This window comes from Brachybacterium sp. SYSU DS0246 (genome assembly GCF_059391765.1).
The window spans coordinates 1-13768 of record NZ_JBZXYT010000001.1 but is presented as its reverse complement, the minus strand read 5'-3'; the positions used below and the strand labels follow the sequence as shown (position 1 = coordinate 13768).

The following is a 13768-nucleotide window of genomic DNA, read 5'->3' as shown; positions in this document are numbered from 1 at the left end:
TCAGAGCGGACTCGGGGTGGACGTGTAGATCTCGAGCTGTTCCTTGATCACCTGCAGGGCCCGCTCGGGTTCCAGGGATCCCTGCTGGACCAGTCCCAGCTGCGCGCCGACGGTGTCCTCGAAGGTCGACCCGGAACCGCCATACCAGGCCGCATCGTCATAGACGGCGTAGTCCGCCGACGGCGCGTAGTACCTCTGCGGCTCCAGGCTCTGGAACTCCTCGCTCTCGAAGGTGGGCACGTAGGCGGGCACGTGCCCGCCCTCGGCCCAGGTCATGCTCTGCTCGAGCATCGTCTTGATGAACTGCATCGCCTGCTGGCGCTGCTCGGGCGTGCGGTCCTTCCGGGGAAGGATGAACGTGTGGGAGTCGGCCTGGACAGCAGGCTGGTCGTAGAGCTGAGGGATCGGGGCCATCCCGAAGTCGAGACCCTCGATCGACTGCGCGGTGGCGATCTCCCATTCGCCCTGCATGTAGAAGCCCGCCTGGCCGGTGAACATCTGTGTCTGCGAGGTCGCGTAGTCGAGGCCCTGGTTCAGCCAGCCCTTCTCGACCCAGCTCTGCGTCCTGGAGGTGACCTCGAGGAAGGCGTCCTCGTCCACGCTGATCGTGGCGCCGTCGTCGGAGAGGAAGGGGGTGACACCCTCGATCTGGTTGTACAACGTCCAGAAGAAGCGCCAGGGCGTCGCGATCTCGGCCACGTTGGCGACGGTCAGGGCGATCCCGCCCGTGACGGCGCTGATCTCTTCGAGGGCCGCCTCGAAGGTATCCATCCCGGTGAGGTCGACGAGCAGGCCGTCACCGTCCAGCAGTCCGGCCTGTTCGCAGACATCGCGGTTGTAGAAGAGCGTGAACGGATGGGTGTCCAGAGGGATGGCGATGTTCTGGCCGTCGGTGATCTGAGCCTCCCACGGCTGGGAGGCGAAGTCGGCGCTGGAGAGACCGACGCTCGCCAGGTCCTCCTCGGTGATGGGGTCGAGGATGCCGCCGTCCCACAGCGGCTTGGCGCGGGTGAGGTGGGAGACCGCGACATCGGGCGGCTTGTTGCCCACCGTGGCCAGTGTCAGCTTGGAGTAGTACGGATTGCCCCAGGTCAGCGTGGTGGCCTCGAGCGAATCGGCACCATAGATCTCGCGGTAGCCCGCCTGCATGTCCTGCATGCGGACCCCGTCGCCGCCGCCGAAGAGGTTCCAGAACACCACGGTGCCCGGATCGAGCTCCGAGCCGAGCAGGCCGGCGGCCAGAGGTGTGGAACAGCCAGCCAGGGACAGCGAGGATGCAGCGAGCGCTCCGGCACCGAAGAGCCTTCGACGGCTGATGGCCGGTGAGCCGGGCCCGTGCGCGAGGGCGGGGCGGGGTGGACGTGTCCTCATCTCATCGCTCCATCGGGATCAGGTGTCCGTGGTGCCGAGCGGCATCACGGTGAGACGAATGCGCGGGCTCCGTGCGGAACCCGCCGGGTCGGTAGCCATGTGCGACAGGCCGACGGTGGCCTGTGCGTCGTACCGCTCGGACCGCCCACCGACGTGGATCGATGCCCGTGCACCACGAGCGCCCGCGATCAGTGCGAGTGCACTGCGTCACGTGACTACGTGTTCCCGGACTTTACATCGTTGTAGGTCGGTGCGCAACGGATCAGCGAGCGACGATTCGCCGGCTCTCGCGCGACCCTGTGACCAGCACAGACGAAGCGCGCCTCCCGGCGATGCCGGCTCTGTCCCGGCGGCATGGCACAAGTATGTAGCTGAGCGGACCGCGACCCTCTCTGCGAGGGGTCACGGTCCGCTCAGCTACACCTTCTTGCCACTGCTCAGCTGGTCGGCTGAACCAGCTGGTCAGCTTCCCGCTGCCCAGCTGCTCAGCTGCTCAGCTGCTCAGCTGCTCAGCTACTCAGCTACTCAGCTACTCAGCTACTCAGCTACTCAGCTGCTCAGCTTCCCGCAGATGCCCGCTTCTTGTTCCACACGTCGAAGGCGACGGCGAGGACGAGCACCACGCCGCGGACGACGGACTGCGTGGACTGGTGGATGCCCATGATCTGCATGCCGTTGGACATCACGGCCATGATCAGGCCGCCGATGATCGCGCCCTGGACCTTGCCGATGCCACCGGTCACGGCCGCACCACCGATGAACGCCGCGGCGATCGCGTCGAGCTCGAACATCTCGCCGGCACCCGGCTGCGCGCTGTTCGAGCGCGCCGAGTAGACGATGCCCGCCACCGCGGAGAGCAGGCCCATGTTGATGAACAGCAGCATGTTCACGCGCCGGGTCTTGACGCCGGAGAGCTTCGCGGCCTGGAGGTTGCCGCCCATGGCGTAGACGTGGCGACCGATGATGGTGCGCTGGCTGACGAATCCGTAGATCAGGATCAGCGCGGCCAGCAGGATCAGCACCACCGGCAGGCCGCGCGCGTTGGCGAGCTGCCAGGCGAAAGCCATGACCACGGCCGCGACCAGGATGTTCTTCAGGATGAACAGCCACAGGGCCTCGACGGGCTGGCTGTACTTCAGCTTCGCCAGACGCCCGCGGTACTGCTGGATCACGAAGACCACGACCAGCGCGGCCGCGAGGAACAGCGTGAAGGCGTCGTACCCGTACCCGCCCATGAGGCCGTTGAGGAAGCCGCCGGAGATGTACTGATACTCGTTCGGGAACGGCGAGAGGGACACGTTGCCGAGAACCTGCATGGTCATGCCGCGGAAGATGAGCATGCCCGCGAGGGTGACGATGAAGGCGGGGATGCCGACGAACGCCACCCAGAAGCCCTGCCACAGGCCGACCAGCACGCCGGTGCCCAGCGCCGCCAGGACGCCCATCCACCAGGGCATCCCGTTGCCGATCACCACGACGGCCGAGACCGCGCCGGTCAGGGCGACCACCGAACCCACGGAGAGGTCGATGTGCCCGGCGACGATGATCAGCACCATCCCGATCGCGAGGATCAGGATGTAGGAGTACTGCAGCACCAGGTTGGTCAGGTTGCCGGGGCTCAGCAGCGCTCCCCCGGTGAGGATCGTGAACAGCACGACGATGAGCACGAACGCGATGTAGATACCGCTCTGACGCATGTTGCGCGTCAGCAGTTCCTTGAGGTCAGAGGTTCCCGCCATGAGGCGTGTTCACTCCCTCTCCATGGTCATGAGCTCCATGAGGCGCTCCTGCGTGGCGTCCTGGGCGGGGACCTCACCGGTGATCCGGCCCACGGACAGTGTGTAGATGCGATCGGAGAGGCCCATGACTTCGGGCAGCTCCGACGAGATGACGATGATGGCCTTGCCGGCCTCGGCGAGCTGATTGATGATCGTGTAGATCTCGTACTTCGCGCCGACGTCGACGCCGCGGGTGGGCTCGTCGAGGATCAGCAGCTCGGGCTCGGTGAACAGCCACTTGCTGAGCACCACCTTCTGCTGGTTGCCGCCGGAGAGCTTGCCGACCAGGGACAGGACCGTCGGCGTCTTGATGTTCAGCGAGGAGCGGTACTTCTCGGCGACCGCGATCTCCTGGTTGGAGTCGATCCAGCCGCCCCTGCTGACCTTGCCCAGCCCCGCCGCGGTGACGTTGGTGCGGATGTCCTGGATCAGGTTCAATCCGTACTGCTTACGGTCCTCGGAGACGTAGGCGATGCCCTGCTCGATCGCGTCGGCGACCGAGCGCATCCGCACGGGCTTGCCGTGCATGTAGGCCGTGCCCGAGATGTCCCGACCGTAGGAGTGGCCGAACACGCTCATCGCGAGCTCGGTGCGGCCGGCTCCCATGAGGCCGGCGATGCCGACCACCTCGCCCGCGCGGACGTTCAGCGACGCCCCGTCGACGACGGTGCGTCCCGGCTGAGTGGGATGGGTGACGTGCCAGTCCTCGATCCGGAAGATCTCCTCGCCGATCTCGGCATGGCGCTCGGGGAAGAGGTGATCCATGTCGCGGCCCACCATCCCCTTGATCAGGCGCGGGATCAGCGTGGTCTGCTGGTCCTCGGCGACGCGCATGTCGATCGTCTCGATGGTCGAGCCGTCACGGATGACCGTCGTGGAGTCGGCGATCGCCGCGATCTCCCCCAGCTTGTGGGAAATGATGATGCTGGTGACGCCTTCGTCCCGCAGGCCGCGGATGAGACCCAGCAGGTGCTCGGAGTCGTCGTCGTTCAGTGCGGCCGTCGGCTCGTCGAGGATCAGCAGGCGGACGTTCTTCGAGAGCGCCTTGGCGATCTCGACCAGTTGCTGCTTGCCCACGCCGAGGTTGCCGACGGGAGTCACCGGGTTCTCGTCCAGGCCCACGCGCGCCAGCAGTTCGGCGGCGCGCGCGTTGGTCTCGTGCCAGCTGACGATCCCGCCCCTGGCCTGCTCGTTGCCCAGGAAGATGTTCTCGGCGACGGACAGGTGGGGCACCAGGGCGAGCTCCTGATGGATGATCACGATGCCCTCGGCCTCGGAGTCGTTGACCGAGGAGAAGCTGACGGGGCGGCCCCGGAAGTGGATCTCGCCGTCGTAGGTGCCGGCCGGCTCGACACCGGAGAGCACCTTCATCAGGGTGGACTTGCCGGCGCCGTTCTCGCCGCAGATGGCGTGGATCTCGCCCTCGTGCACCGTCAGGGACACATCCTTGAGGGCGGTGACGCCGGGGAATCGCTTGGTGATGGACCGCATCTCGAGGATGTGATCGTTCAATGGGCCCTCCTTCGGGCGGGAGGGCCCGGCCTGCCGGTGGGCATGGCCGGACCCTCGCCTCAGTGCTCCAGTGGTGGCCGGCTCAGAGCTGGCCGGATTCGACCTGCTCCTCGGTGTAGTACCCGGAGTCGACCATGATCTCCTCGTAGTTCTCGGCGAGGACCATCTGCACCTCGAGCAGGTACGACGGCACGACCTTCACCCCGTTGTCATAGGTCTCGGTGTCGTTGGCCTCGGGCTCCTCGCCCTTCAGGAACGCCTCAGCGGCGACGATGGCCTGCTCGGCGAGATCGCGGGTGTCCTTGAAGATCGTCGAGTGCTGGACGCCGTCGGCGATCAGCTTGATCGAGGCGATCTCGGCGTCCTGCCCGGTCACCACGGGCAGACCCTCCTCGATGGTGGGGCCGAGGCCGGCGTTCTGCAGCGCGTTGATGATGCCGCGGGAGAGCGGGTCGGCCGGGGCGAGCACACCGTCCAGCTCCTCGCCGCCGTTGTAGTGCGTGGTCAGCAGGTTCTCCATGCGCGTCTGGGCGGTCTCCTGCTCCCAGCGCTGGGTGGCGGCCTGCTCGATGTCCATCTGGCCCGACGGGACGACGAGCCGGCCATCGTCGAAGTAGGGCTGGAGGGTGTCGATGGCGCCCTGCCAGAACAGGTGGGCGTTGTTGTCGTCGAGCGAACCGGCGAACAGCTCGACGTTCAGCGGTCCCTCCGGGGCCTCCGGGGCCTCGTTGAACTCCTGATCCAGGAAGCCGAGCCCGTACAGCAGGGCATTGGCCTGGTTGACCCCCACCTCGTAGTTGTCGAAGGTGACGTAGAAATCGACGTTCTCGCTGTCGGTCAGCAGGCGGTCATAGGCGATGACCGGGATACCGGCCGACGCGGCGGCGTCCAGCTGGGCCGACAGGGAGGCGCCGTCGATCGAGGCGACGAGCAGAGCGGCGACGCCCGAGGTGATCATCTGGTCGATCTGCTGCTGCTGGGTGGGGATGTCGTCGTCGGCGTACTGCATGTCGACGGTGTAGCCCTTGTCCTCCAGGCCCGCCTTGATGTTGTCGCCGTCCTTGACCCAGCGCTCGTAGGTCTGGGTCGGCATCGCGACGCCGACGGTCAGGTCACTGGGGTCCGCCTCGGGGTCGGGGCCGCCGGAACCGGCGCCCTCTCCGCCGCAGGCCGCCAGGGTGAGCGCGGCCGCGGTGCCCGTCGCTCCCAGCAAGAAGCTTCTCCGGTTGTGCATGGTGTTTCCTCCTCGAAATCGCCGTCTGCAACCTGCAGCAGGTGGGTTCGCCCCGGGGCCGCTGCCATGCGGCCGCCCCGGCAGGCAGCTGCGCCGACCGAGGGAGCCGACGTGTCGTCGGCGGGGACTGTGCGGGCCCCGGACGGGCCCTGTGCTCGATGCGTTCCGACTCGGTGTGGTGCGGAACGTTTCGAATGCTAACGTTCACATTCAAGCAGATGTCAAGGAGTGTGGGGTACCAGCCGGTCACAACTCGGCAACGACCCGGCCGAGGGTGCAGGGAATGCCCTTTCCGCTGGTCAGCGGCCGGGCCGGGGTGGACCGACCGCGGCCGTCCGCATGCGGACCTCCCCTCCGCGCCGACGCCGCCCCCTCGACATCGCGGGTCGAGTGTGCCACCGGGGCGCCGGATGCTAACGTTCACATCACGGCGGACGAACCTCCGACCGGGCCCGCGATGGCCAGTGACCAGCGCATGCCGGCCGTCGTCCCCCTCGGCCGTGGCTCCGTGAGCCAGAGCTCGCAGGCCGGAGCCCGCAGAGCCCCGCGGGAAGGGCCCGCACACAGAACCCGCCGGACGGAAGGAACGAGGATGACCACCCCGGCCCGCCGCCCCTCGATGGCCGACGTCGCCGCACGCGCCGGCGTCTCGTACCAGACCGTCTCCCGAGTGCTCAACGAGCCGGAGATCGTCCGACCGGAGACCAGGTCCCGGGTGGAAGAGGCGATCGCCGCGCTCGGGTACACCCGCAATCGCGCCGCGCGAGCCCTGAAGACCACGCGCTCCTCCCTCATCGGGGTGCTCACCGACGGCTCCTCCCTCTTCGGCCCGGCCGAGACCACCACGGCGATCGAGACCGCCGCCCGCGAAGCCGGATACTCGGTGCTGCTGACGACCGTCGGCGCCGGCGATGCCGAGGACCGCTCCGTCGGCGCCGAGCTGGTGGGCTCCGGGGCCGACGGGATCCTGGTGGTGGCCGCCCATGAGGCGATGGTGCCTGCCGTGGCCGCGGTGGCCCGCCACACCCCCGTCCTGGCAGTCTCGGCACAGGCGCCCCGAGTGCCGGACGTGCGTGTGGTCGGGGTCGATCAGCAGCTCGGCGCGATGCAGATCGTCGAGCATCTCGCCGGGACCGGCGCCCGTTCGGTGGTCCACGCCGCGGGCCCCGCGGACTGGTTCGACGCCCGTGCCCGCCGGGACGGCTTCGACCTGGCGCTCGAGCAGCATGACCTCGACGGCGAGATCGTCGGCCCCGGGGACTGGACGCCGCGCTCGGGCTACGACCTGACGACCGCTCTGATCGCGCGCGGCCTGCCGGACGCGATCTTCGCCGCCAACGACATGATGGCCATCGGCGTCCTGCATGCCCTGCACGAGCACCGGCTGCGCGTTCCCGAGGACGTCGCGGTGGTCGGATTCGACAACACCCTCGGGGCCGAGTTCCTGATCCCATCCCTGACCACGGTCTCCCAGCCCTTCGCCGAACTGGGACGAGTGGCCCTGGGCCGATTGCTGGATCTCCTCGACGGCGAGGACGTGCCCGCCGGCACCCCCTGCACCCTGCCGCCGCGGCTGGTGGTGCGGCGCTCCACCGGCGCCGAGCGCACCCACTGAGAGCCCGGACCGCTGCCGCGAGTCATCCCGAGGCGGCCGGAGACGCCCGAGGGACACACCGGATGTGAACGTTGACACCGCGTGCTGGGGCTGGTTGGCTGGTGCCATGACGCACGATGCCGTGTCCTCAGCACACCACACCCCCAGCTCCGCCGCGAGCCCCGCCGCCCTCATCGCCGACGGTCGCGCCCACCTCGGCCTCGAGCTGGGATCGACCCGCATCAAGGCCGCCCTGGTCGACGATGCCGGCGCAGTGATCGGCACCGGCTCGCACGCGTGGGAGAACGAGCTCGTCGACGGCAGCTGGACGTACTCCCTCGATGCCACCTGGGACGGCATCCGCGCCTGCTACGCCGACCTCGCGCGGGACGTGCACGAACGCCACGACGTCGAGCTCACCCGACTCGCGAGCATCGGCATCTCCGCGATGATGCACGGCTACCTCCCCTTCGACGCCGACGGCGAGCAGCTGGCCCCGTTCCGCACCTGGCGCAACACCTACACGGCCGACGCCGCAGCGCTGCTCAGCCGCACCTTCGAGCTGAACATCCCGCTGCGCTGGAGCGTCGCCCACCTGATGCACGCGGTGATGCACGGCGAGGACCACGTGCCCCGGATCGACTTCCTGACGACGTTGGCCGGATACGTGCATTGGCAGCTCACCGGCCGCAAGGCGCTCGGCGTGGGCGATGCCAGCGGCATGTTCCCGATCGCCGCTTCGGGGGACCGCTTCGACCCCGAGCAGCTGGAGCGGTTCGCAGCCCTGGACGGCGTGACGGAGCTGCCGTGGTCCCTGCCCGATCTCCTCCCCGAGGTGCTCGTGGCCGGGCAGGACGCCGGCTCCCTGACCGTCGAGGGGGCCGCCCTGCTGGACCCCTCCGGCTCGCTGCAGCCCGGGGCCGTCGCCGCTCCTCCCGAGGGCGACGCCGGCACCGGCATGGTCGCCACGCAGGCGATCGAGCCCCGCACCGGCAATGTCAGCGCCGGCACCAGCGCCTTCGCGATGGTGGTGCTGGAGGGGCCGCTGTCCGGCCCGCGCGAGGAGATCGACCTGGTCACCACGCCGTCGGGCGATCCGGTGGCGATGATCCACACCAACAACTGCACCACCGACCTCGACGCCTGGCTGGGGCTGTTCTCGCGCTTCGCCGAGCTGACCGGCCACCCCGTCGGCCCGGAGGAGCTCTTCGGCGCACTGTTCGGCGCCGGCGGCCAGGGCGATCCCGACGCCGGCGGCGTGCTGTCCTACAACTACGTCTCCGGTGAGCACCAGACGGGCGTCCCCTCGGGACGGCCCCTGCTCGTGCGGGAGCAGGAAGCCCGCTTCACCCTGGAGAACTTCATGCGCTCCCAGCTCTACGGCGCCTTCGGGGCGCTCGCGGTGGGCATGGAGGCGCTGCTGAAGGACGAGGGCGTGCAGCTGGACGTGATGTACGCCCACGGCGGCATCTTCCGCACCCAGGGCGTGGCCCAGCAGGTCCTCGCCGACGCGATCGCGACCCCGGTGGCCGTCGGCGAGTCCGCCGGCGAGGGCGGAGCCTGGGGAATGGCGCTGCTGGCCGCCCACACCGCCGCGGGGCGGGACCGGGAATCCCTCCACGACTTCCTGGCCACGCATGTCTTCGCCTCCCAGGAGCTCTCGACCCTGGACCCGGACCCCGAGGGCATGGCCGGCCATGCCAAGTGGCTGGCCGGCTACCGCACCGGCCTGCAGGTCGAGCGACTGGCCGGCGAGGTCCTCGACTGAGCGCCCCGTCCCGTTCCCATCCGACCGCCTCTGACCAAGGAGTCCCCGTGCCGCTGACCCTCACCGAACTGCCGCAGCCCACCCAGGACGAGGTGGCCGCCGCCCGCGAGCGCGTCGCGGCCCTGCACGCCGAGCTGCCCCGGAACGAGCTGGTGGTCTGGACCGCCGGCAACGTCTCCGAGCGCGTCGCCGCCACCGGCCCCGACGTGCCGGGGCTGTTCGTCATCAAGCCGTCAGGGGTCTCCTACGACGAGCTGGCCCCGGAGAACATGGTCGTGTGCACGCTGGACGGCGCGAAGATCGACGACGGCACCCCGGAGACCCTGGTGCCCTCGTCGGACACCGCGGCGCACGCCTACGTGTACGAGCACATGGATGAGGTGGGCGGCGTGGTCCACACCCATTCCACCTATGCCACCGCCTGGGCCGCCCGCGGCCAGGAGATCCCCTGCGTGCTGACGATGATGGGCGATGAGTTCGGCGGCCCGATCCCCGTCGGCCCGTTCGCCGTGATCGGGGACGACTCCATCGGCCGCGGCATCGTCGAGACGCTCCGCGGCTCCCGCTCCCGCGCGGTGCTGATGCAGAACCACGGCCCCTTCACGATCGGCAAGGACGCGCGCGATGCCGTCAAGGCCGCCGTGATGTGCGAGGAGGTCGCGCGCACGGTGCACATCTCGATGCAGCTCGGCGATCCGCTGCCCATCGAGCCGGCCATCATCGACGCGCTCTACGACCGCTACCAGAACGTCTACGGCCAGCGCTGAGAGTCGACGTCACCCTGTCCCGGGTGGTTGCGCCGCCACCGGGCGCCTGTGTCCCGAGACACGCCTATCCGGGCCCGACCACCCGGACTGCGGGGGCCCGAGGTCCGCTCATCCCGTGCTGAATCCGCACGGCGTGTGACATGCTCGACGGGCGAGCGACCCCCGCTTCGCCCTGATCTGCCGCGTGACCTGCACCGGTCGCGCACTGCTTATAGCACGCCTGCCCGTTTCAGGGTTGAAGATCGACTGGGAACTGACCAAGCTGGGCCGGTAACTGACCTCGAGAGAACGGATGGACATGAGCGCCCCCGAGAACCAAGCAGGCGGAGGCGACCCTTCGCCGGCGTCCGACCCGACCGCGTGGCCGGAGGACCTGCCGGAGACCGTGCACCTGCCTCGCAGCCTCCAGATTGCAGAGGACGACAGCGACGACGCGATCACAGAGAAACTGCGTCGTCAGGGAGCGCGGATCGGCAAGGGCACCATCGCGCCCGCCGTGTTCTGGCCCGCGCTGATCATCATCCTGGCCGTGGCGCTGCTGGCGGTCCTGTTCCCGGCCACCACCGACACGGTGATGGCCGGCGTCCAGGGTTGGATCGTTGCCGATCTGGGCTGGTTCTACATGCTCATCATCGGCCTGTTCGTCGCCTTCTCCATCGTGCTGGCCATCACCCCCTACGGCGGGATCCGTCTGGGCCGCGACGACGACGAGCCCGAGTTCCCCCTCTTCTCCTGGTTCGCGATGCTGTTCGCGGCCGGCATGGGCATCGGCCTGGTCTTCTACGGCGTCGCCGAACCGCTGGGCTACACCACCAACAACGTCAAGCCCACCTGGGAGGGTGAGGGCGTCGAGCTCTCCGGTCTGGCCATGGCCCAGACCTTCATGCACTGGGGCCTGCACCCCTGGGCCGTGTACGCCATCATCGGCCTCGCCCTGGCCTACGCGATCCACCGCCGCGGCCGTCCCGTCTCCATCCGCTGGGCGCTCGAGCCCATCTTCGGCGAGCGGGTCAAGGGCTGGGTCGGCGACGTCATCGACGTCCTGGCCATCTTCGGCACCGTCTTCGGCATCGCCACGTCCCTCGGCCTCGGCGTCCAGCAGATCGCCGCCGGCCTCGACGCGATCGGCCTGGTCCAGGGCGCCGGCGACGGCTTCCTCATCGTGCTGATCGTCATCATCAGCTTCCTGGCCACGCTGTCCGTGGTCAGCGGCGTCGGCGTCGGCATCAAGTGGCTCTCGAACATCAACCTGTCGCTGGCCGGTCTGCTGATGATCGTGGCGCTCGTGTTCGGGCCCACCGTCTTCCTGGCGCAGAACTTCGTCGAGTCGCTCGGCTTCTACTTCGCCAACATCTTCCACATGACCCTCGACGTCGGCGCGTACAACCGCTCCGAGGAGGCGCAGTCCTGGTTCTCCGGCAACACCCTGTTCTACTGGGGCTGGTGGATCGCCTGGGCACCCTTCGTCGGCGTCTTCATCGCCCGCATCTCCAAGGGCCGCACCGTGCGCGAGTTCGTCGCCGGCGTGCTGCTGGTCCCCTCGCTCGTCGGCATGATCTGGTTCTCCATCTGGGGCGGCAACGGCCTGTTCCGCCAGTGGTTCGGTGCCGGTGACCTCGGGGACGTCACCGCTGAGGCATCCATGTTCCGGATCTTCGAGGGCTTCCCGCTGACCGGCCTGCTCTCGATCCTGGCCATCATCCTGGTCGCGATCTTCTTCATCACCTCCTCGGACTCCGGGTCGCTGGTGGTGGACATGCTGGCCTCCGGCGGCCACCCGAACCCGCCGGTGTGGTCCCGCGTCCTGTGGGCGCTGCTCGAGGGCTTCCTGGCCATCGCCCTGCTTCTCTCGGGCGGTCTCGAAGCGCTGCAGGCCGGTTCGCTGATCACCGCGCTGCCGTTCAGCATCATCCTGATCCTGATGTGCGTGGCCCTGATCAAGGCGCTGGGCATCGACCACGCCGTGCTCACCGAGCACGCGCGCATCCGTCGCCTGGAGGTCCTGACCACGCACCTGACCGGAGAGGTGAACTCCTCCCTGGCCGAGAGCGGCGAGCTGGAGTCGATCGTCGACGACCGCATCGACTACCGCCTGGAACGCACTCGCGGAGCCTTCGCCCGCCGCAGCGGTGGCCGGCCCGAGGGCGGTCGCGGCGGCTCCGCCCCGACGTCCCGCGAGGCGGACGCCGACACGGAGTGACATGACGTCGGTGTGAGGCCCGCAGCGGCGCCCTCGCGGTTCCGCCCGCCGGGCGTGCACGCCGACTCACCCACGTCTCGAGCATGAAGGAGGCCGGCCCACTCGGGCCGGCCTCCTTCTGTGTTCAGGTGGCGGGGCCGGAGCTGCGGTCAGGTCCGGGTCCGGTGGTCGAATCGCGAGTTATTGGCACTTCAGGGCCGGTTAACGCATATAACTCGCGACTCGATCGGCGTACGGCGTCCCAGACCGGCAGGGCTTGCCCCGCACCGCTTGACTCCCGCGATGTGAACGTTCACCCTAGAGGTATCACCTGGCGGTGCGGCCCATCTTGCGACGCATCCGCCCCGCCCCTTCTTTCTCTCCCTGGAGGAGTCACTGTGGACAACCCCTTCGAGACCCGCGAGATCTGGTTCCTCACCGGCAGCCAGGGCCTGTACGGCCCGGAGACGCTCGACCAGGTCGCCGACCAGTCCCGCACCATCGCCGAGACGCTCGACGCCGCGGGCGACATCCCCGTCAAGATCGTCTGGAAGCCGGTGCTGACCGACCGCGACGCGATCCGCGAGGTCGCCCTGGCCGCCAACGCCGATCCCGCCTGCGTCGGCGTCATCGCCTGGATGCACACGTTCTCCCCGGCCAAGATGTGGATCCAGGGTCTGGACGCGCTGCGCACACCGCTGCTGCACCTGCACACCCAGGCCAACGTCGAACTGCCCTGGTCCAGCATCGACATGGACTTCATGAACCTCAACCAGGCCGCCCACGGCGACCGCGAGTTCGGCTACATCGCCACCCGCCTGGGCGTGAACCGCAAGACCGTCGTCGGCCACGCGAGCGATCCGTCGGTGCAGGCGAAGGTGGGCCGCTGGGCCCGCGCCGCCACCGGCTGGGCCGAGATGCATTCGCTGAAGCTCGCCCGTTTCGGGGACAACATGCGCGGCGTCGCCGTCACCGAGGGCGACAAGACCGAGGCCGAGCTGCGCCTGGGCGTCTCCGTGAACACCTGGGGCGTCAACGATCTGGTCGAGGTCGTCGACGGCATCGAGGACTCCGCGATCGACGCCCTGGTGGCCGAGTACGAGGAGCTCTACGATCTCGCCCCCGAACTGCGCTCCGACGGCGAGCGCCACGAGTCGCTGCGCTACGGCGCCCGCCAGGAGCTGGGGCTGCGCTCGTTCCTCGAATCCGGCGGCTTCGGCGCGTTCACCACGAACTTCGAGGACCTCGGCGGGCTGCGGCAGCTGCCGGGCCTGGCGGTCCAGCGCCTCATGGCCGACGGGTACGGCTTCGGCGCCGAGGGCGACTGGAAGACCGCGATCCTGGTGCGCGTGGCGGCTGTGATGGGCTACGGCCTGCCCGGCGGCGCCTCCCTGATGGAGGACTACACCTACGAGCTCACCCCCGGCAAGGAGAAGATCCTCGGCGCGCACATGCTCGAGGTCTCCCCCTCGCTGACCACCTCGAAGCCCTTTCTGGAGATCCACCCGCTGGGCATCGGCGACCGGGAGGACCCGGTGCGGCTGAAGTTCACGGCCGACGCCGGC

Annotated in this window: 9 protein-coding genes; 5 read left to right on the top strand and 4 right to left on the bottom strand. The window is 68.9% G+C overall.

Features of this window, described 5'->3' with window-relative positions:
* The 4 genes from AC5020_RS00045 to chvE all read right to left on the bottom strand — a co-directional run bounded on the left by AC5020_RS00045 (position 1) and on the right by chvE (position 5895).
* The gene (locus AC5020_RS00045) at positions 1–1371 is read right to left on the bottom strand and encodes an extracellular solute-binding protein (protein ID WP_377793653.1); all 1371 of its coding nucleotides are present in this window, start codon (positions 1369–1371) and stop codon (positions 1–3) included.
* 557 nt (positions 1372–1928) lie between these two features.
* The gene (gene mmsB, locus AC5020_RS00040) at positions 1929–3110 is read right to left on the bottom strand and encodes a multiple monosaccharide ABC transporter permease (RefSeq protein WP_377018470.1); all 1182 of its coding nucleotides are present in this window, start codon (positions 3108–3110) and stop codon (positions 1929–1931) included.
* A gap of 9 nt (positions 3111–3119) precedes the next feature.
* Complete coding sequence (gene mmsA / locus AC5020_RS00035; RefSeq protein WP_377018469.1) at positions 3120–4661, bottom strand: multiple monosaccharide ABC transporter ATP-binding protein; 1542 nt, start codon at positions 4659–4661, stop codon at positions 3120–3122.
* An 82-nt stretch (positions 4662–4743) separates the two neighbouring features.
* Positions 4744–5895, bottom strand: a complete 1152-nt coding sequence (gene chvE, locus AC5020_RS00030) for a multiple monosaccharide ABC transporter substrate-binding protein (RefSeq protein WP_464986715.1) — start codon at positions 5893–5895, stop codon at positions 4744–4746.
* 592 nt (positions 5896–6487) lie between these two features.
* Between chvE and AC5020_RS00025 the strand changes: the two genes are divergently transcribed.
* The 5 genes from AC5020_RS00025 to araA form a co-directional block, all read left to right on the top strand.
* Entirely contained in the window at positions 6488–7510 is a 1023-nt protein-coding gene (locus tag AC5020_RS00025) for a LacI family DNA-binding transcriptional regulator (RefSeq protein WP_377018467.1), read from the top strand.
* Between the two features lie 106 nt (positions 7511–7616).
* Entirely contained in the window at positions 7617–9257 is a 1641-nt protein-coding gene (locus AC5020_RS00020) for a xylulokinase (RefSeq protein ID WP_464986714.1), read from the top strand.
* A gap of 47 nt (positions 9258–9304) precedes the next feature.
* Entirely contained in the window at positions 9305–10024 is a 720-nt protein-coding gene (locus AC5020_RS00015; RefSeq protein WP_494564322.1) for an L-ribulose-5-phosphate 4-epimerase, read from the top strand.
* Between the two features lie 298 nt (positions 10025–10322).
* Positions 10323–12224: a BCCT family transporter gene (locus AC5020_RS00010; protein WP_464986713.1), complete on the top strand. Its 1902-nt coding sequence runs from the start codon at positions 10323–10325 to the stop codon at positions 12222–12224.
* A gap of 377 nt (positions 12225–12601) precedes the next feature.
* On the top strand, positions 12602–13768 hold a 1167-nt coding region (araA, locus tag AC5020_RS00005), incomplete at its 3' end, for an L-arabinose isomerase (protein WP_464986712.1).